Raw genomic sequence first — 19,469 nt, forward strand, 5'->3', positions numbered from 1 at the left:
GCGCAGCATGACTGCTGACATGCTTGTTGAACATCCCACGCTTTGCAAACCGCGTTCTCAATCCCGTCGATACGACAGCCACAGCAACACCATCGCCAGCACCGAAAAAAACCAGTAATCCACCGGTGCGCCCATCAACCAGTGTTTATGCCAGAAGGCATCGACCGGATTGAACCGGGCCAGGCCGAATGCCGGGTTGAGCACGAACCAGAGGAAGTCTTCGCTGACCCAGAAAATCATGATGCAAGCCACTACCCGCGACTCGGCACGCCACGACCAGTGGCCGACGAACAGCAGCGGGAAATGGAAGAACAACGTGATGAACGGGAACACCCAGGCGTGATAGCCGGTCATGGCGCGCCCGCCCCAGAAAATATCGAGCAGCCAGTGCTTTTCCACGCGCCATGTCGGCAGGTTGGTGGCCCAGCCACTGGCCCCTTCGATCTGGATTTCGGTCTGTGCAAAGAACAGGCCGAGCAGGCACACCCAGACCACGGTCATGATGATGTGCAGCGGGCGGCGGGTGAGGGTAACGATGTGGCTGGTCTGGTTCATGCGAGATCCGACATGATGATGCGCAACGCGGCGCGGGCGGCATCGGGACGGCCGAGTGCAAGGGATTTTGATGCCATATCGGCCAGTTTGTCCGGATGCGCAATCAAACTGCGTATCCGGTAATCCAGTGTGGTGGCATCGATGGCTTTCAGGCCGACGCCCTGTTCCAGCAGAAAGTCGGCATTGCGTTCTTCTTGTCCCGGAATGGGATTGTTGACGATCATTGGCAAGCCCATGGCCAGACATTCCGAGGTCGTCAGACCGCCCGGTTTGGTGATCGCCAGGTCGGCACAGGCCATCAGTTGCTCGACGTGCGTCGTGAATCCCTGTGCCAGCAGGCGTCCCGGAAACTGCGTCGCCAGTGTTTGTAGCGCCTGCAGCAGCAACTGGTTTTTACCGGCCATGACGATCAGCTGAAACTCTGCCGGCAGCCGCAGCAAATGCGCCGCGATGGCGTCCAGACTGCCGAGTCCGGCGCCGCCGCCCATCAGCAGGATGGTCAGGCGCGCGGGATCGATGCCATGCTGCGCGGCGCAGTCGGCACGTGAACCAGGCTGACTGAAGGCCGGCATGATGGGGATGCCGGTGACGTGGATTTTGTCGGCAGCGATGCCGAGCGCTTGCATCCGGAACGCGATTTCGTCGCTGGCCACGAAGTAGCCGTGCATGCCCTTCTGTATCCACATCCGGTGCACGTCGAAGTCGGTGACCTGAACCCAGACCGGACATTGCACGCGGCCGCTGGCGATCAGGCCGGAGAGGATTTCGGCCGGCAGGAAATGGGTACAGATAATCATGTCCGGGCGTCGCGCATCGATCTCGCGCAGCAAGGCACGGGTGCTCAGGCGCTCGATGCCGCGGCGCAGTTTTTGCAGCGAGCTGTCGGGCTGGGCTTCGTTGGTCACCTGGTACAGATAACCCCACAAGGCCGGGTGCTTGTTCACCAGCGTCAGGTAAAACTCGGTATATAGCTTGCGGAATGTGCTGGAGACACACTGCATCACATCAAGATGGGTGGCGCTGATCGGCTGGTGTTCCAGCGTGGCTTGCGCACAGAGCGCTTCGGCTGCGCGCACGTGGCCGGCACCGGCGGAAACGCTCAGAACCAACAGGCCTGTCGGTTTCGTCATCGTCTACAGGATGTCGTCGTTGCCGGCACCGAGGTCGCCGAGGTCACCGAGATCACCAAACAGGGAGTGCCGCGTCTCTTTGCGGCCAAGCACTTTGCGCTGGGCCTGTTCGGGCAGGTCGGTGAGCATGATGACGTGCTTTTGAATCAGCACATCCACCAGATCCTCGACCACGCGGATCATCGCGCTGTCGAGGCTGGCGAGGACGTCGCGCGGATCGCTGCTGCCGGTGGCCGGAACGCCATCGAGCGCCAGGAATATCTGCACGTCGGGATGGTCGGCAAAAAGACGCTCGGTGTCGGGGGCGGGCGCATCGCGAAACAGGGCAATCACGCTGCCGGTGGCATCACGTTGAATATAGGGCATGGCGAACCGTTAGTGGGGTTGGTATTGGTTGGGCTGAAACTACAATGGCTATTCCAAATCCGGTATGTTAAAAAAGCACATCGTTGCCAAAGTTGATATGCCCATGCTTGTGTTGCTCTCGGACTCCGCTGCCATCATAGCCAGATTTCATGACACGCTGATGGAAAAAGGCGTGGTGAACGTGATTGATTCGCCGTCGGCGTTGTGGCAGCGCCTGTCTGGCGTAGCGCCAGGATTGATCGTGCTCGATCTCGGTCTGTCCTCGCTCGACGCGGCGTTTGCCCTGTCCGAAATCCGCCGCCTGTCACCCGCCTCCAAAGTGCTGGTGCTGCAGGATGACTTTTCGACCAGTGCGGAGCTGGCATTGCTGGGCGCCGGTGTGGCTGGTTGCTGCAGCGCCAGGCTCACGCATGACACCATCATTCGCATCATCGACATGGTGCTCGACGGCGGCGTCTGGATTTCGCATGCGGTGATGCCGCTGTTGCTGCAGCAAATGCAGGAACGCGGCACGCTGTCTGCGCCGGTGCCGGTGCCGGTCGCGGCACCTGTTCACGGCGAACGTCTGATCAACCTGACGCCGCGTGAACGGCAGATTGCCCGGCTGATCGGTAGCGGCGTCAGCAACAAGCTGATCGCGCGCGAACTCAGCATCACGGACCGCACGGTCAAGGCACATCTCGGCGCGATCTTTCAGAAGCTGGGACTGTCGGACCGTTTGCAGCTGGCGTTGTTTGTCACCGGAAAATAGCGCCAGCTAAGGCCCGGATCGGCACGGCACGCTGGTACCGCTATCTGTGCAGGTTGACCGTCTAGTACTTTAGGCCAATAGCTAACCCGCTCTGGTTCGCTATCATCATCCCACTCGTCACCACCTCGTCACTTTCCCGGGATCGCCATGGCCACTACCTCACCTACCTCCGCTACCTCCGTCAAACCCGTTGCCAATGCCGGCAAAGCAGGTGCCATTGGCATCGTCAAACTGGTTGTCGGTGTCGTCACTGCAACGGACCAGAGCGGTGTCCAGCGCGTCCTGAGCGAAGGAGATCGTGTCAACGCCAATGACGTGATCCAGACGTCCGCAGCCGGTGCGGTCGACATCCAGTTCGCCGACAATACCCATCTTGACCTCGGCCGTTCCTCGCAGATCGCGCTCGACAGCACCGTGTTCGATCCGCGTCAGGCGTCGACCGACCAGGCTGACGTCGCCGCGATTCAGGCCGCGATCGCGGCCGGTGCCGATCCGACCACGCTGGTACCGGCGACTGCCGCCGGCGCAGGTGGTGCAGGCGATGAGGGCGGCAGCAGTTTCGTGGTGGTCGACCAGAACGCGGCACGCGGCAATGTCACCAGCGGTTTTGACACGGCAGGTGCGTTTGCGCCGCCACCGGTCGTCTTGCTGGATCAGATCGCCCAGCCGCAGCCTGCGGGAGAAGTTCCGCCCGAGCAGATTGTTCCGCCAGCTCCGCCAGCGACACCGCCTGCGGTTGTGGCCGACAGCTTCAGCACGCCGGAAGATACGGTACTGACGGGCTCCGTGGCTGCCAACGATACGCCCGGTTCGGCGGGCGGCAACGTCTGGTCACTCGACACCGGTGCTGCCAACGGTACCGTCGTGGTCAATCCGGATGGGTCGTTTTCCTACACGCCCAATGCCAACTTCAATGGTCCCGACAGTTTTACGTACACGCTGACTGACGCTGACGGGAATAGCAGTTCGGCGACCGTCAATGTGGGCGTCACGCCAGTCAATGATCCGCCGGTGGCCGTTGTCGATGCCGCGACGACCAGTGAAGACACGGCCATCACCATTACCGCCGCCACCCTGCTGGCCAACGATACCGATGTCGATGGCAATCCGCTGAGCATTATTTCGGTACAGGGCGGTGTCAATGGTACGGTTGCGCTGGTCGATGGCGCTGTCGTGTTCACGCCTGCCGGCAACTACAACGGTCCGGCCTCGTTCACGTACACCATCAGCGATGGTCAGGGTGGCACGTCGACGGCGACCGTCAACGTGGGCGTCCCGCCAGTCAATGATCCGCCGGTGGCCGTTGCCGATGCCGCGACGACCAGTGAAGACACGGCCATCACCATTACCGCCGCCACCCTGCTGGCCAACGATACCGATGTCGATGGCAATCCGCTGAGCATTATTTCGGTACAGAACGGTGTCAATGGCACGGTTACGCTGGTCGATGGCGCTGTCGTGTTCACGCCTGCCACCAACTACAACGGTCCTGCCTCGTTCACGTACACCATCAGCGATGGCCAGGGTGGCACGTCCACCGCGACCGTCAACGTCGGTGTCACGCCGGTCAACGATCCGCCGGTGGCCGTTGCCGATGCCGCGACGACCAGTGAAGACACGGCCATCACGCTCACAGCGGCCACCCTGCTGGCCAACGACACCGATGTCGATGGCAATCCGCTGAGCATTATTTCGGTACAGGGCGGTGTCAATGGTACGGTTGCGCTGGTCGATGGCGCTGTCGTGTTCACGCCTGCCGCCAACTACAACGGTCCGGCCTCGTTCACGTACACCATCAGCGATGGCCAGGGTGGCACGTCGACGGCGACCGTCAACGTGGGCGTCACGCCAGTCAATGATCCGCCGGTGGCCGTTGCCGATGCCGCGACGACCAGTGAAGACACGGCCATCACCATTACCGCCGCCACCCTGCTGGCCAACGATACCGATGTCGATGGCAATCCGCTGAGCATTATTTCGGTACAGGGCGGTGTCAATGGCACGGTTGCGCTGGTCGATGGCGCTGTCGTGTTCACGCCTGCCACCAACTACAACGGTCCGGCCTCGTTCACGTACACCATCAGCGATGGCCAGGGTGGCACGTCGACGGCGACCGTCAATGTTGGTGTCACGCCGGTCAACGATCCGCCGGTGGCCGTTGCCGATGCCGCGACGACCAGTGAAGACACGGCCATCACACTCACAGCGGCCAGCCTGCTGGCCAACGACACCGATGTCGATGGCAATCCGCTGAGCATTATTTCGGTACAGAACGGTGTCAATGGCACGGTTACGCTGGTCGATGGCGCTGTCGTGTTCACGCCTGCCACCAACTACAACGGTCCTGCCTCGTTCACGTACACCATCAGCGATGGTCAGGGTGGCACGTCCACCGCGACCGTCAACGTCGGTGTTACCCCGGTTAATGATTTACCCATCGGTGTCAAGGATCAGTACAGCGTCACCGCCGGCAGCACACTGAGCGTGACGAACAGTAATGGCGTGCTGAAGAATGACAGTGACATCGAGACGCCTCGCTCTGCCCTGACGGCGGTGCTGGAGAATAATGTCAGGCATGGCACGCTGACGCTCGCTGCCGATGGGTCGTTCGTCTACAAGCCAGCCAGCGGCTATGCCGGTACGGATAGCTTCACTTACCGCGTCAACGACGGAAGCGCCAACAGCGATCGGCCGGTCACGGTCACGCTGTCAGTCGATCCGCTGGTTGCGGCAAGCAGCGCCACGGTGGTCGGTACCGAAGACACGTCCCTGAGCATCATCCTGACCGGTAGTGAAACCGGCAGTCATGTCAGCAGTTTTGTGATCAAGTCATTGCCGCTGGATGGCCTGCTATTCCTGGCCAATGGCACCGCGGTCACTGTAGGCATGAAGATCACTGCGTTGGCGGACCATGCCACGCTGGTATTCAAGCCGGACGCCAATGAGTCCGGTGGTGACAAGTATTCGACGGCGGGTGTTGGTGACCAGCACGCGACGTATGCCCAATTCACGTATGTCGCGAACGGCGTGACCGATGCCAGTGCGCCGGCCACGATCAGCGTCAACATCACGCCAGTCGCAGATGCAGTGGCGCTGCAGGTTGGTCCGCCATCGGTTCTGTCCCATACCGATAGCTTCGATACCGGTACGGCACCCGGCTGGATTGCCAGCAATACCAACACTGGGGCGACCGGTGCCATCGAAATCCTGAGCGAAAAAACGTACGGCGGTACCTCGACCACAAACCTGGTGCTCGAAGTCGAATCCACTGCGGGGATCAACTCGCTGCACCAGGCCTTCGACACCAACAAGGGCGCTGTCTATCAGCTCGATCTCGATTTTTCTACCCGCAGCAACGCCGTCGGCGCTGACAGTACGCTGCAAGTCCTGGTCAATGGCGAAGTCATCGGCACGCTGGCCGGCGGCGCAACATTCGGTTTCGCGCATCATGCTTTTGCATTTGTGGGCACTGGCGGGGCCGACGTGGTGGAGTTCCGTGCGCTCGATGGACAGGTCAACACGCTCGGCGGCCTGCTCGACAACATTGTCCTGAAACAGGTGGCCAATGCCTACGAGGGACAGGCTGCGTTATTGCCCTCCGTTGCCGCGACATTCGGCGACACGCTGGACCATAGCGAACATCATTCGATCCAGCTCAGTGGACTGACGACCGGTGCCGTGGTGTCGGACGGCGTGCATCAATTTTCAGCGACGGCGGATTTGCATACGCTGGAGGTTTTCAATGGCGACAACCTGGCGGGCAACTGGAATCTGAATAACCTCTCGGTCACCGCACCAACGGGTTCGAGCGGCATCATGAACGTGACGATGACGGCTGCGGCGACAGAAACATCCACCACGCCGGGCACGCTGGCTACCCATGAATTTTCATTGAATTACGCCACGGTGGCCAATGACATCATCAACGGCAACCCGGGTGACGAGATTCTCGGCGCCACGCTCGCCAGCGACACCTTCGTCTACAAGACCGGTGACTTGCAGGGCACGGTCATCGGCGATCACATCACCGGCTTTCAGGTCGGGACTGCCCCGACTGTCGGCGATGTGCTCGATATCAGCGATCTGCTCTCGGGCGCGGGCGTCAAGCATGCCGACTTTGCCGGGCACGAAGCAGACTTCCTGAAGGTCGATATCGTCGGTGGCAACACCACGATTCATATCGATCTGGATGGACCCGGAGCCGCACCGGTGGCCGCGGTGCCGCTGGTGACACTCGACGGTGTCGGTGCGACTCTCGACAGTTTGCTGGGAAATCATCAGATCCATGGCGTCTGATCCTGCCATGAGTGCCAACAACGATGGGCCATTGCAAGGCGGCGCAAGTGAGTTATTGCCGGCTGATCTGCTATCGGAAAATAGCGTCTCGCTGCCGGTGTTCGATACGGACAATCTGCTTGTTCCGGTCGCAGCCGGGATCAGCGCCGGCAGCGCGCTGCACCTGGCGGACCTGCTCGACGCGGGCGGCGGTTTATCCGGTGAGGGCGGCTTTCTGGTCTTTGATCACCAGAGCCTGCCCGGCACGACCATCGTGCGCGTCATGCTGGAAGACGCTGCCCATCACCAGTTGTTCGAGATCGGTACGCTGGCCGGCTGCGGACCCGATCTCAATGGCCTGCTCGGTCTGATTTCACCGGATGCCGGTCTGGCTTGATGCTGCCAACTGCCGTACCTGAAGCACACCGATACTGCATGGGTGTGCTTTTTCATTTTGGCGCGCCGAATCAACGACCGCAACCTCTGCGATGTCAGTCGCCGATTTCACTGGATCAAATCTGTCAACTGTTCTGGTACGCAGTGCAAAAAAAAATGAGCATTTTGTCTACAAAAAAGCGGATTTGATGCGCCTGCACCATTTCTATTAAAAAAAACATCTGATATATTTGCCGACGACCTGCCAACTGTAAAAGACTAACGATTCCATAATTAGCAATTCAGCTGGTTTTTTTGTAGCCGTTGTTTCACCCTTTCGGAAGGTGAGTACCCCCCATGTCCCCTGTCACCCGCATGTCGTTTTCCACACTCCTCCTCGCCGCCGGATTTGTTCTGGCCGGACCTGCCTCTGCCCAATCGCTGAAGGCCGCCGTCGAGCAGACTTTGCGCACCAATCCCGATGTACTGGCCGATGCCAGCCGGCGTCTGTCGACCGACCAGGCGCTACGGGCCGCGCGCGGTGGTTTTTTGCCGAAAGTGGATCTGGCGCTGGGTGTGGGCCGCGAGTGGAGCGATAACGTCACCACGCGCGCAGCAGGCGGCACATCGCTGCTGACGCGTAACGAGGCGTCGCTGACGCTGAACCAGATGCTGTTTGATGGCGACCAGGTGCAAAGCGAAGTCGACCGGAATCAGGCACGGGTGGTGTCGGCTGCCAACCGTGTTGGCGGCACCTCGGAGCAAACCGCGTTGCGTGCCATCGAGGCGTATCTGGAAGTGCTGCGTAACCGCGACCTGGTGGTACTCACCAGTGCCAATGCCGACGTGCACCTGCGCACCTTCGACCAGATCAAGATCCGCAGCGACAGTGGTGTCGGACGCAAGGCGGATCTCGAACAGATCAGCGCGCGCCAGGGCCTGGCAAAAGCCAACCTGACTTCCGCCGAAGCGAATTTGCGCGATGCCGAAATCAACTTCCTGCGTATCGTCGGGGTAGCGCCAGTCAATCTCACGAAAGTCGACGGGCCGGCTGCCAGCCTGATCCCGCCATCGCTGGAGACCGCATTGCAAAGCGCGCTCGACAATCACCCGACCCTGAAATCCGCCCGTGCCGACTTCGATGCGGCGAACGCGCAAATCATGGGCGCCAAATCCACCATGGCACCGCGGCTCGACCTGCAACTCGGTGCAACGATGAACCGCGACGTCAGTGGTGTGCCGGGTCCCACGGACGATCGCTTTGCGATGCTGCGATTACGCTGGAATCTGTACAACGGCGGCTCGGATACGGCGCGCGTCAACGAAACCGTGGCGCTGTCCGGCGAAGCCCGTGAGATCATGAACCGCACCCAGCGCCAGGTCGATCAGAGCACGCGCTTGTCCTGGAATGCGATGACCTCGGCACAGATTCGTTTGCCGTCACTGCGCCAGCATGCCGAATCCAGCGCGCTCACGCGTGATGCATATACGAAACAATTCAGCATAGGTCAGCGTACACTGCTGGACATGCTGGACGCAGAAAACGAGACTTACACGGCAGCGTCGAATTTCCTCAACGGCCAGTATCTGGAAGTGTTTGCCAAGTACCGCCTTTTGGCGGACATGGGGCAGCTGCTCAGTGCATTGGGTGTGGCGCCGGTGGCCGAGAGCGTGGTGGTGCTGAATTCATCCAGCGCTTCCGACGCTTCCAGCGCAGGCAAATAAATCGGGGCAGGCCGCTGGCGCTGCCCCGACCGAGGGCAGGGTGATTTTTTTACAGGGCAGGCCGCATGCACGATAGCATTTTCGTCACTGTCTTCAGGCTGTCCATCCCGGCTGCTGCCGGGAGTCTCTCCCTTTTCTTTTCCACGTCTTCTTTTGCGTTGCACGATGCCTGAGTGGTCGCGCCTGCGCCGGCTTGCCTGCCAGTGCGCATTGCTGCTGGCCTGCCTGCTATCGGGCGTCGTTACTGTCTGGTCGTTCGATACCGATATCGTTCTGTCGGAACGCATGCTGGCCGGCGCCGAACGCAAGTATGGCGTCGAAGCGCGCCAGCGCTTGCTGGCCTGGCGGCAGCTGATCGGCAGTGCAAGGGGGCGCGGCGAGGCCGACAAACTGCGGCTGGTGAATGATTTTTTCAATACGATTCCGTTTGTCTCCGACATCGATCACTGGCAGCGCGAGGATTACTGGGCCACGCCGGCCGAGATGTTGGCCAGCAATGGCGGCGACTGCGAGGATTTTTCGATTGCCAAGTATTTTTCACTGGTGGCGCTGGGCGTGTCGGTCGACAAATTGCGCATCACCTACGTCAAGGCGCGTGACGTCAATCCGGTCAGCCAGGCCCACATGGTACTGACCTATTACACGACGCCGGGCGCCGAACCGCTGGTACTCGATAACCTCATCCCCGAGATCAAACCGGCCTCGCAGCGCCCCGACCTGACACCGGTCTACAGCTTCAACGGTGACGGTCTGTGGCTGGCCAAGGCGCGCGGCGATGGCAAGGCCGTCAAGGGCGGCTCCGGTAATATCAGCCTGTGGCGCGATCTGGTCGCGCGCATCGGTAAAGAGTTCGACTAAGCTCACCACGCAAGCCCACTCAACCCCGGCCAACCCAAGGACATCCAAGGAAACCATGACCCTCTTGCGACAATTGACTGCAGTGATCATCGCGCTGTTCCTGCTGCTGTTCGCCGGCACCGTCGCCATCAGCGTCTCGGATGCGCGCGGCTATCTCGACAGCCAGCTCAAGACCATTTCGCAGGACACGGCAACCTCGCTCGGCTTGTCGCTGTCGCCGCACTTTGCCGACAATGAAATGATCATCGTCGAAAGCAAGGTGAACCTGATTTTCGACAGCGGGTTTTACCAGGAAGTGACGGTCGCCGGACTGGATGGCAAGCCGCTGGTGCAGCGTCTGGCGCCGGCACAAATTCCTGATGTGCCGGCCTGGTTTGTGCGCCTGTTTCCGATCGCGACGCCGCGTGGCGAAGCGCTGATCATGGCGGGCTGGCGGCAGGCTGGCACCATCACGGTTGCGGCCAATCCCGGCGAAGCCTATGCCACGCTGTGGACCAGCAGCGTAAAAACCTTCTGGTGGTTTTTTGTTGCGCTGGTAGCGACATCGCTACTCGGCATGCTGGCGCTGCATGTGGTCTTGCGGCCGTTGCGGCGCGTCGAAGCACAGGCACGGGCGATTTGTGACCGCGAATATCCGGTCCAGGACAAGCTGCCATGGACCGTCGAATTGCGCAGCGTCGTCGTCGCCATGAACCGGATGACGACCAAGATCCGCCAGATGTTCGAGGTGCAGGCCGATGCCATCAGCCGGCTGCGCGCCGATAGTTACCGGCATGCGTTGACCGGGCTGGCCAACCGGCGATATTTCGACATGCATTTGCAGCAGCTGCTCACGTCGGCCGATGACTTTCAGGGCGGCGCCCTGCTGCTGGTCGAACTCCATGATTTCAAGGGCATCAATCAGCGGCTCGGCTACGCGGCCGGCGATGAATTACTGCGCGCCACCGCACGCATGATCGAGGACGTGGCGCGCGACGATGCGCCGGTCGACTTTTTTGCCGCTCATCTGGCCGGCGCCAATTTTGCGGTGGTACTACCGAATGCCAATGAAGCCGATGCAGTTGCCGTCGGCGAACGGCTGGCGACGGTACTGCAGCAATTGCAGCAGCGCGGTCTGGTCGATGCGCCCGATATCGCGCATGTCGGCATTGCCATGTACCGCCAGCAGAATGCCAGCCAGTTCCTGTCCGAAGCCGACATGGCACTGCGCGCGGCGCAAATGAAGGGCCAGAATGCAGTACACCTGCATGCCAGCAGCGTGGCGCCGTCGGTGGCGTTTTCGGCGACGCGCTGGAGCGAATTCCTGCGCGACGTGATCGAGCGCAAAAATATCATCCTCCACATGCAACCGGTGCTCGACAGCGCGAACCAGCGCACCTTGCTGCATTACGAAACCCTGTTGCGGGTGGTCGGCGAGGATGGCCAGCTCATTCCGGCGGTGGTGTTCGTGCCGATGGCCAAGCGGCTCGGACTGATCCAGCAAATCGACCGGCTGGTGGTCGCCGAAGTGCTGGCACGCTTGCGCGATCATCGCTACGGACGGGTGGTGGTGGCGGTCAATCTGTTCCCGGCGACGGTGCAGGACCCGGCATTCATGGCATGGCTGGGGAGTGCCCTGCAGGCCAATCCGGACGCCGCCAGCCGGATCGCTTTCGAGGTCTCGGAATACGGTGCGCTGGACAACCTCGACGCGTTGCGCACATTGGTGGCGCTGGTGCGGCGGCATGGCGGTCAGTTCGGCATCGATCACTTTGGCCGCGGATTTTCTTCGTTCGGCTATCTGTCGACGCTCAAGCTCGACTACATCAAGATCGACGGCAGCTATATTCGCGGCATCGAACAGCATCGCGACAACCAGTTCCTGGTCGATTCGATTTGCAAGATCGCGCATGGGCTGGACCTGAAAGTCATCGCCGAATCGATCGAGACGCCGGAAGAATGGGCCATGCTGACCACGCTGAAGATCGATGGCGTGCAGGGTTTCGGGGTGGGCATGCCGGCCGAAATATGAGGTACGGTTGCAAGCACACGCGCCAGGCAGGTGCAAGGTGCTAGCAGCGCATGTCGGGTTTATTCTGGTTGCACTGCCGCATGCCGGATACCTGACTCATCGCCCTGCATGGCGGTTGTTTTGCGATGTATCGTCCAATAAGTCCATACAAAATTTTCCTGACTGCCTGTTTGTAAAAAGGTTCAATTTAATCTAGGAAATGTTTCCATTTAGATTGCTTATTCGTCTATAGTTTTTGCCAACTGCAAAGCGCAGGAAAGCAAACTGGCCTTGCAACAGGCCGATCGATACGCTAAATCAATGGGAGCGGTATGAAGCGCAATCAGGTAGTGGTGGAGCAGTCCGGTTTGTCAGGCGGACAAAACGGCAGGCCGGTCAGCAGAATGGCAACGATGTTGTCGACAGCGCTGCTTGGTGCGGTGACCTTGCTGGCGATGCCGCTGGCGCAGGCTACGGTGAATTTCGACAGCATCGGCCCGGATATCTACGGGGCAGGTGATACGTTCTCTGAAAATAAATTCACGATGTCGGTTCTTGGCGATGGTTTTGCCGGTGCCATTCTCGATGGTGCCGATCCCTACGCCTGTTTCATTGCGGCGTGCCCGGTCGGTAACAGCTCGCATTACTATGCCGGCCTCAACGACAGCACCATCAGCTTTGCCCGATCCGACGCGGGCGGCTTCAAAATGACTTCGCTGGATTTTGCGTTTCTGGCACCGGTCACCGGAAATATCTTTGGCGGCGTTGGCCGGTTGCAGCTCAGTGGCGTGACACAGGCTGGCGGCCTGTTTTCCTTGTCGCGTGATTTCCCGGAGCAGATCAACGGTGCGTATGCGTTCTCGACCTGGGCGCTCGGTCCCACCTTCAGCAGCGCAATTTTCCGTAGCGTGTCGGTCAACGCCTGCCTGTTCGATGGTGAGGGAGGTTGTGTCTTGCCTTCTGGAAATCAAGCCCAGTTCGCGCTCGATAACGTGAACGTCTCTGCCGTGCCCGAGCCAGCCACCTACGCCATGATGGGTCTGGGGCTGATGGTACTGGCAGGTGCAGCACGTCGCCGCCGTTCGCGCTGAGTGCGCTACCGGTCTCGCTGCATTTCGCCTGCACATTTCCTCCATTTCGCCAAGGAATTCACCACAATGAACCTCCGCCTCGCCCCCTGGGCTGCGCTGATGCTGGTCTCCGGCTTATCCGCCACTGCCCATGCACAAGAAGCTCGTCATCCCTACATCATCCAGCTGGTCGATAAACCGGCCGCGTCGTACACCGGTGAGGTCTCCGGCCTGAAGGCCACCCAGCCTGCGGCGGGCAAGCAGCTCAATGTCGGCGCGGCCGACGTGCAAGCCTACATCAGCTACCTCGACCAGAAGCAATCGACGGTGCTCGCTACCGTTGGCGCGGCCAACGTGACCCACCAGTACACGGTGGTCTTCAATGGTTTCTCGGCGATGCTGACCGATACCCAGGTGCGGCAGCTCAAAAAGAACAGTGGCGTGGCGAATATCACGGTCGATGAAGCGCGCCAGATGCTGACCAATTACACGCCGACCTTCCTTGGACTCGACAAGGTCCCGGGCGGAATCTGGGAGCGCGCCGGTGGCAAGGGCGCCGCCGGTGAAGGCATGGTCATCGGTATCGTCGATGGCGGTATCTGGCCCGAAAATGCCGCCTTCGCTGATCGCGTCGACGCCAATGGCGTTCCGACCTTCGATCCGAGCGGCACGCTGGCTTACGGTGCAGCGCCGGCTGGCTGGACAGGACTGTGCGAGAGCGGCGAAGGTTTCACGGCGGCCAACTGCAACAATAAATTGATTGGCGCGCGCTTTTTCAACAAGAGCTTCAAGAGCACCGGCTTGCCGATCCACTGGAGTGATTTTGTCTCGCCACGCGACCAGAGCGGCCATGGCACCCATACCTCGTCGACCGCAGGCGGCAACAATGGCGTACCGGCTACCGCAGGCGGTATCCCGATGGGCAAGGTATCAGGTATCGCACCGCGTGCCCGCGTCGCCATGTACAAGGTGTGCTGGACGTACCCGGACCCGGCAATTCCGGGCGCCGGCAAAAATTCCTGTTTCAACGGTGACAGCGTTGCCGCCATCGAACAGGCCACCAAGGATGGCGTCAACGTCATCAACTATTCGATCAGCGGCAGCCAGACCAGCGTGACCGATCCGGTCGAACTGGCCTTCCTGGGCGCCGCCAATGCCGGTATTTTTGTTGCTGCTTCGGCGGGCAACAGCGGCCCGGCCAATCAGGTCGCCCACATCAGCCCATGGCTTACGACCGTGGCTGCGTCGACCCATGACCGCCTCAATGGCGCCACCGTCACGCTGGGCAATGGCGCCAGTTATCTGGGCGCGTCGCTGAATGTCTCGGCGCTGCCGGCGACTGCATTGATCCTGTCGACGGATGCCGGCCTGCCTGATGCATCGCCGTCGTTGCTGCGCTTGTGCTACGGCGCCTCGGATGGCAATACGGTGCTGGATCCGGCCAAGGTCGCCGGAAAAATCGTGGTGTGCACACGTGGTACGACAGCCCGCGTCAACAAGAGCCTGGCCGTCAAGGAAGCCGGCGGAGTGGGGATGGTGCTGCTGGATAACGGCGCAGGTTTGGTAGCCGAGGTTCATGCGGTGCCCACCGTGCATCTGCTGGTCAGCGATGCCAATGCGGTGCGCAGCTACGCGGTTGCTGCCGTCGCAGCAACCCAAGCCAAGAGCCCTGACGCCACGCCGCTCAGCTACGCGGTTGCAAGCGTCGCAATACCGACCGGACCGACCGCCGCGCTGAGCGTTTTCACATCGACCAAAGGCACGACGCCGGCGCCAGTGATGGCCGACTTTTCGTCGCGCGGTCCTAACCAGGGCAACCTGAACGTACTCAAGCCCGATCTGACTGCACCCGGGGTGGATATCCTGGCCGGTGTCACGCCGCCGCAGACGCCAGCCGAGCGCGATGCGATTGCCAATGGCAGCGTGGTACCAGCGCCGGACTGGGCCTTCTATCAGGGTACGTCGATGTCGAGCCCGCATGTGGCCGGCCTGGCAGCGCTGCTGAAACAGCAGAATCCGACCTGGTCGCCAGCGGCCATCAAATCGGCGCTGATGACCACCGGCGCGACCACCTTCAATGATGGCAAAGCGGGCCTGGCCAATGGCAGGCTGCCATGGGCGCAGGGCGCAGGCCATGTCACGCCGAACCTGGCTGCCAATCCGGGCCTGGTGTATGACATGACGCCGCTGGATCATTACCGTTTTCTGTGTGGCATCAACACACCGGGGCTCAGTTCCGCATTCTGCGCATCGATCGGACCCGTGCAGGCCTACAACCTGAACCTGCCTTCGCTGACAGCCTCGAACGTGCTGGGCAAGATCACGCTGACCCGTGCCGTCACTAACGTCGGTGCCACGGCGTCGACCTACAGTGCCACTGCCTCGGTACCCGGTTTTACGACGGTGGTCTCGCCATCGACCCTGTCGCTGGCCAAAGGCGCGACCGCGCAGTTCAGCGTCACGCTGACCCGTACCGATGCCGCTGCTGATGTCTGGCAGTACGGTTCGCTGGAATGGAATGACGGCGTGCACAAGGTGCGTAGTCCGCTGACGGCCAAGCCGTCACTGCTGGCAGCTCCTCTGACGCTGTTCAGCGAAGCGGCGACGGGCAGCAAGATCTACACGATCGGTACCGGGTTTGCTGGCGCCATGTCGTCGATCAAGGGCGGTTTGAAAGCCGCAACCCGCAGCACCGATACGGTCGGCGCCAATAGTTCTGCTGACGGTGGGGTTGCCGAGTGCAAGGCTGGCGGCAGCAGCAGCGTCAAGGCAGTCACTGTCACGGTGCCGGCCGGTGCGCTGGCGGCGCGGTTCGCGCTGTATGACGAAGACACCAGTGGCTACAAAGGCGGTAGTTTTGACGACCTCGACCTGCTGGTCATCGATAGTGCCGGCCAGTCGGTCGGGAGCAGCGGTGGCGCGACCGCCTCTGAAATGGTGCAGCTGGCCAATCCTGCTGCCGGCACCTACCGCGTCTGCGTCATCGGGTATGCGCCTGCCTTTGACGAGTTGTCGACCTTTACGTTGTCGACCTGGGTGGTCACGCCGGCCGATGCTGCCGGTGCTTTCAAGGTGATGTTTCCTGGCACGGCTTACTTGGGCGGCACCGCCACGGTCGGCATGAGCTGGTCGGCCCTGGCACCGTCCACTCGCTACCTCGGTGCAGTGCGTTACATGATTGCCGGCGTGCCGCAAGCCACCACGACGATCCTGGTCGAAACCACCGATCCGCTGCCGCCAACGACGGCGCAGCGCAGCGTGAGTTCGGCCGGTGCGACACCGCAATAAGGCACCGCATCAGTCGTCCGGCGGGTGCGCCGGACGACTCGCAAAAGGGCTGCGCGCGTGAGCAGCCCTTTTTTAATGCGGCAAACAGATAGCGGCAACGGGTGTCAGCGCGGATCGGCAGGCGTTGTGCCTGGTCCGGATTGCAGTGCGCAGTGACCGTCCTGGCCGGGCACGGAGAGTCGACAAATCGCTCCCGGGTCGACCACGATCCGGCAGTCCGACAGCTCACCGGAGGCCGCGATCTGTGCCTTGCGGATGGCCGTGTACCGATAGGCCAGTTGATGCAGTTCCGGCCAGATGGGCCTGGCGTTCGACCATGCCAGAAACAACTCAGGACCGCCGCAGGACTTGGCGCCGAGGGCGATGGTGCTGCATTGGGCGTTGCTGGTACAGGCAGCCTCGCCGATGGTGGTGTTGATGTGTGCCAGCAGCGTGGCAGCGCTGTCGCCCGCCGGAGCTTCGGCGGCTGTTAGCGGGAAATGTACAAGGCCCAGCGACAGCAGGGCAACCAGTGCGGCCCGGCGGGGACGCAAGTGCGACGCGATGGCATCCAAGGTGAGCTCCTGGCGGGTTCGATTGACTGCATGATCGCCCGCACAAACGTCATCGTCAAGGCAGCAGAACCAGTTGGATTGAGCACCGTGAGGTGCGCGGATTTTTTGCGTGGCAGCGCTGGACAGACTGCCGCGTCAGCACGGTAACGGCCGCAAGAAAAGCAGCGGTTGCCGGGCCGGAAATTGCTGTTACGACACACATTGCCGTGCTACGCTTGCGCGCAGAAATAAAGGAATCTTCGGGTGATCAGACTAGTAATGCGATGGCGTTTAGCGACGGGTATAACGGGCATGATTGCCGGTGTCGGTTTGTGCGCTGCGGCCGCTGCTGCGACGCCCGATTCGGCTAACGCAGTGGTCAATATCTATCGCGCCGAACTGGCCGACGGCAGCGTGCGTTTCGCCAGCCAGCGGCTCGATCCCGGCTATGTGCTGTACCTGCCCGGCGAACGGGTCGCAGCTACCAGTGACAGGACCCGTGCCGGCACCAGTGCGGCACAAGCAGTACTGGAGCCGGACGTCTTGCGGCTGGCGCACCGGCATGGTGTCGACAGCGTGCTGGTGCTGGCCGTGATCGAGGTCGAATCGCGCTTTCGGGCGCAGGCGCTGTCGCCCAAAGGCGCTTTCGGGCCGATGCAATTGATGCCCGATACCGCCCGGCGCTACGGCATCGCCGAGCGTGCCGGGCCGGTGCAAAATATCGACGCCGGTATCCGCTACCTGAAAGATTTGCTGGCCCGCCACGAGGGTAACGAAGCGCTGGCACTGGCGTCCTACAATGCCGGCTCAGGTGCGGTCCTGCGCCACGGCCAACGCATTCCACCTTACCGCGAAACCCTGCTGTACGTCGCCGCCGTCCTGGCGCGTGCGCAGGTTATCCGCAACCTCGGCCAGCCCTAGAAAAGCACCTTCCCCATGCCTCTGCATACTGCAAAAAATCGTGGCTTCACCTTGCTTGAACTGCTGGTCGTGATCGTCATCATCGGTTTGCTGGCCGCGTACGTCGGCCCGAAATATTTTGCCCAGCTCGGCAAATCGGAAGTGGTGGTGGCGCGCGCCCAGATCGATGCATTCGAAAAAGCGCTGGATACCTACCGGCTTGACCTTGGCCGCTATCCCTCCACCGAAGAGGGGCTGTCCGCATTGCTGGTAAAACCCGACAGTGCCGCAAAATGGAACGGCCCGTATCTGCGCAAGGCCTTGCCGAAAGACCCGTGGGGCCAGCCCTATCAATATCGGTCGCCGGGTCTCAAGAGTGACTTCGAGGTGCTGTCGTTCGGCCGTGATGGCCAGCCCGGCGGCAGCGGCGAAGATGCCGACATCACCAACTGATCCGGCACCGACTCCTGATGCAATTCGCCGTGCGCGCCCTGACTTCCGATCAACTGGTCACGCAACTGACCATCGATGCCCGCGATGCCGACGAGGCGCGCCGGCAGGTGGCTGCGCGCGGTCTGTTTGTCGCCTCGGTCACGCCGCTGCGTGGCGCACGTTCGGTCAAGCCAGCCCGGCTGGCACTGGTGCTGTTCAGCCAGGAGTTGCTGGCGCTGCTCAACGCCGGCCTGTCGATCGTCGAAGCGCTGGAAGCGTTGCTGGAAAAAGAGGGTGGCGGCAGCACCAGCGCGGTCCTCTCGCGCCTGCTGGCCGGCTTGCGTGACGGCCAGCGTTTTTCCAGCGTGCTGGCCGCGCAGCCGGAGCTGTTTCCGGCGCTGTACGTCGGCATCATCCGCGCCGCCGAAGGCACCAGCGACCTGCCGCAATCACTGACCCGCTTCATCGATTATCAGCAGCGCATCGACCAGGTCCGCAGCAAGATCATCAGCGCCGCGATCTACCCGATGATCCTGCTGGTGGTGGGCGGGGCGGTCAGCCTGTTCCTGATCGCTTACGTGGTGCCGCGCTTCGCCGCGGTCTACGAAGGCACCGGTCGTGCCTTGCCGTGGCTGTCGCAACTCATGCTCGACTGGGGCCGCTTCGCTGCGGCCCACACCGCAACGCTGCTGGCCGGGTTGGCTTTGCTGCTGGCTATGCTGATCTGGCTGGCACGCAGGCTGGCCGCTGGCGGTGGCGTTGCCGGCGTGCTGGCGCGCTTGCCGGGTGTCGGTGAACGGGTGCGCATCTATGCACTGTCTCGGCTGTATCTCACGCTGGGCATGCTGCTCGAAGGCGGGATCGCCATCGTGCCGGCATTGCAGACCGTGCAGGGCATGGTCTCGCCGGATATCCGCGCCGGCCTGCAGCAGGCCACGCTGGCGATTCAGTCCGGCATGCCGATGTCCCTCGCCTTCGATACCAATCACCTGACCACGCCGATCTCGCTGCGCATGCTGCGCGTGGGCGAACGCACCGGCGACATGGGCGCGATGCTGACCCAGTCGGCGGCGTTCTACGACGGCGAAATCAGCCGCTGGATCGACCGCTTCACGCGCACCTTCGAGCCGCTGCTGATGGCGGCCATCGGGTTGATCGTCGGTGGCATCGTGATCCTGTTGTACATGCCGATTTTCGATCTGGCCGGAAGCCTGTCATGAC

General features: G+C 61.5%; 15 protein-coding genes. 11 read left to right on the top strand and 4 right to left on the bottom strand.

All coding sequences use genetic code 11. The annotated features are described in order from the left end of the window. Positions 1-57: 57 nt before the first annotated feature. The 3 genes from ABD720_RS15755 to ABD720_RS15765 are packed head-to-tail and all read right to left on the bottom strand — an operon-like array spanning position 58 to position 2,051. Positions 58-555 (bottom strand): hypothetical protein, encoded by a 498-nt coding sequence (locus ABD720_RS15755; RefSeq protein ID WP_344764652.1) that lies wholly within the window; start codon positions 553-555, stop codon positions 58-60. Continuing rightward, a complete protein-coding gene (locus ABD720_RS15760) occupies positions 552-1,685 on the bottom strand; it encodes an MGDG synthase family glycosyltransferase (protein ID WP_344764653.1) in 1,134 nt (377 codons plus the stop codon). The genes ABD720_RS15755 and ABD720_RS15760 overlap by 4 nt, the downstream gene beginning before the upstream one ends. A 3-nt stretch (positions 1,686-1,688) precedes the next feature. Continuing rightward, positions 1,689-2,051 carry a hypothetical protein gene (locus tag ABD720_RS15765; RefSeq protein WP_344764655.1) on the bottom strand — a complete coding sequence of 121 codons (363 nt, stop codon included), beginning with the start codon at positions 2,049-2,051 and terminating at the stop codon, positions 1,689-1,691. Between the two features lie 103 nt (positions 2,052-2,154). Between ABD720_RS15765 and ABD720_RS15770 the strand changes: the two genes are divergently transcribed. From ABD720_RS15770 to ABD720_RS15805, 8 genes are all read left to right on the top strand, one after another. Beyond that, complete coding sequence (locus ABD720_RS15770; RefSeq protein WP_344764657.1) at positions 2,155-2,802, top strand: response regulator transcription factor; 648 nt, start codon at positions 2,155-2,157, stop codon at positions 2,800-2,802. 147 nt (positions 2,803-2,949) lie between these two features. Beyond that, positions 2,950-7,098 (top strand): retention module-containing protein, encoded by a 4,149-nt coding sequence (locus tag ABD720_RS15775; RefSeq protein WP_344764658.1) that lies wholly within the window; start codon positions 2,950-2,952, stop codon positions 7,096-7,098. Then, positions 7,088-7,474, top strand: coding sequence for a hypothetical protein (locus ABD720_RS15780; protein ID WP_344764660.1), 387 nt, complete (start codon positions 7,088-7,090; stop codon positions 7,472-7,474). The genes ABD720_RS15775 and ABD720_RS15780 overlap by 11 nt, the downstream gene beginning before the upstream one ends. Positions 7,475-7,809: 335 nt before the next feature. Further along, on the top strand, positions 7,810-9,177 hold the full coding sequence (locus ABD720_RS15785) for a TolC family outer membrane protein (protein ID WP_344764662.1): 1,368 nt from the start codon (positions 7,810-7,812) through the stop codon (positions 9,175-9,177). 165 nt (positions 9,178-9,342) lie between these two features. Then, complete coding sequence (locus ABD720_RS15790; RefSeq protein WP_344764664.1) at positions 9,343-10,035, top strand: transglutaminase-like cysteine peptidase; 693 nt, start codon at positions 9,343-9,345, stop codon at positions 10,033-10,035. A gap of 55 nt (positions 10,036-10,090) precedes the next feature. After that, positions 10,091-12,046: an EAL domain-containing protein gene (locus ABD720_RS15795; protein ID WP_344764666.1), complete on the top strand. Its 1,956-nt coding sequence runs from the start codon at positions 10,091-10,093 to the stop codon at positions 12,044-12,046. 311 nt (positions 12,047-12,357) lie between these two features. After that, positions 12,358-13,116: an NF038120 family PEP-CTERM protein gene (locus ABD720_RS15800; protein WP_344764668.1), complete on the top strand. Its 759-nt coding sequence runs from the start codon at positions 12,358-12,360 to the stop codon at positions 13,114-13,116. 66 nt (positions 13,117-13,182) lie between these two features. Next, on the top strand, positions 13,183-16,383 hold the full coding sequence (locus ABD720_RS15805; RefSeq protein WP_344764670.1) for a S8 family serine peptidase: 3,201 nt from the start codon (positions 13,183-13,185) through the stop codon (positions 16,381-16,383). 104 nt (positions 16,384-16,487) lie between these two features. Here ABD720_RS15805 and ABD720_RS15810 read toward each other — a convergent pair whose 3' ends face one another. Further along, on the bottom strand, positions 16,488-16,937 hold the full coding sequence (locus tag ABD720_RS15810; RefSeq protein WP_344764672.1) for a hypothetical protein: 450 nt from the start codon (positions 16,935-16,937) through the stop codon (positions 16,488-16,490). A 243-nt stretch (positions 16,938-17,180) separates the two neighbouring features. On the opposite strand from ABD720_RS15810, the gene ABD720_RS15815 reads away from it, so the two are divergent. The 3 genes from ABD720_RS15815 to ABD720_RS15825 are packed head-to-tail and all read left to right on the top strand — an operon-like array spanning position 17,181 to position 19,468. After that, positions 17,181-17,837 (top strand): lytic transglycosylase domain-containing protein, encoded by a 657-nt coding sequence (locus ABD720_RS15815; RefSeq protein ID WP_344764674.1) that lies wholly within the window; start codon positions 17,181-17,183, stop codon positions 17,835-17,837. A 15-nt stretch (positions 17,838-17,852) separates the two neighbouring features. After that, positions 17,853-18,269: a type II secretion system major pseudopilin GspG gene (gene gspG / locus ABD720_RS15820; RefSeq protein ID WP_344764676.1), complete on the top strand. Its 417-nt coding sequence runs from the start codon at positions 17,853-17,855 to the stop codon at positions 18,267-18,269. Positions 18,270-18,286: 17 nt separating this feature from the next. Beyond that, positions 18,287-19,468: a type II secretion system F family protein gene (locus ABD720_RS15825; RefSeq protein ID WP_344764678.1), complete on the top strand. Its 1,182-nt coding sequence runs from the start codon at positions 18,287-18,289 to the stop codon at positions 19,466-19,468. The last annotated feature ends 1 nt before the right edge of the window (position 19,469 follow it).

Source organism: Actimicrobium antarcticum (genome assembly GCF_039536745.1).
Taxonomy (GTDB): domain Bacteria; phylum Pseudomonadota; class Gammaproteobacteria; order Burkholderiales; family Burkholderiaceae_D; genus Actimicrobium; species Actimicrobium antarcticum.

What these genes read in the sequence shown, in the direction of transcription:
- ABD720_RS15755 (WP_344764652.1), bottom strand. Translation starts at nt 555, where the DNA reads ATGAACCAGACCAGCCACATCGTTACCCTCACCCGCCGCCCGCTGCAC.
- ABD720_RS15760 (WP_344764653.1), bottom strand. Translation starts at nt 1,685, where the DNA reads ATGACGAAACCGACAGGCCTGTTGGTTCTGAGCGTTTCCGCCGGTGCC.
- ABD720_RS15765 (WP_344764655.1), bottom strand. Translation starts at nt 2,051, where the DNA reads ATGCCCTATATTCAACGTGATGCCACCGGCAGCGTGATTGCCCTGTTT.
- ABD720_RS15770 (WP_344764657.1), top strand. Translation starts at nt 2,155, where the DNA reads ATGCTTGTGTTGCTCTCGGACTCCGCTGCCATCATAGCCAGATTTCAT.
- ABD720_RS15775 (WP_344764658.1), top strand. Translation starts at nt 2,950, where the DNA reads ATGGCCACTACCTCACCTACCTCCGCTACCTCCGTCAAACCCGTTGCC.
- ABD720_RS15780 (WP_344764660.1), top strand. Translation starts at nt 7,088, where the DNA reads ATGGCGTCTGATCCTGCCATGAGTGCCAACAACGATGGGCCATTGCAA.
- ABD720_RS15785 (WP_344764662.1), top strand. Translation starts at nt 7,810, where the DNA reads ATGTCCCCTGTCACCCGCATGTCGTTTTCCACACTCCTCCTCGCCGCC.
- ABD720_RS15790 (WP_344764664.1), top strand. Translation starts at nt 9,343, where the DNA reads ATGCCTGAGTGGTCGCGCCTGCGCCGGCTTGCCTGCCAGTGCGCATTG.
- ABD720_RS15795 (WP_344764666.1), top strand. Translation starts at nt 10,091, where the DNA reads ATGACCCTCTTGCGACAATTGACTGCAGTGATCATCGCGCTGTTCCTG.
- ABD720_RS15800 (WP_344764668.1), top strand. Translation starts at nt 12,358, where the DNA reads ATGAAGCGCAATCAGGTAGTGGTGGAGCAGTCCGGTTTGTCAGGCGGA.
- ABD720_RS15805 (WP_344764670.1), top strand. Translation starts at nt 13,183, where the DNA reads ATGAACCTCCGCCTCGCCCCCTGGGCTGCGCTGATGCTGGTCTCCGGC.
- gspG (WP_344764676.1), top strand. Translation starts at nt 17,853, where the DNA reads ATGCCTCTGCATACTGCAAAAAATCGTGGCTTCACCTTGCTTGAACTG.
- ABD720_RS15825 (WP_344764678.1), top strand. Translation starts at nt 18,287, where the DNA reads ATGCAATTCGCCGTGCGCGCCCTGACTTCCGATCAACTGGTCACGCAA.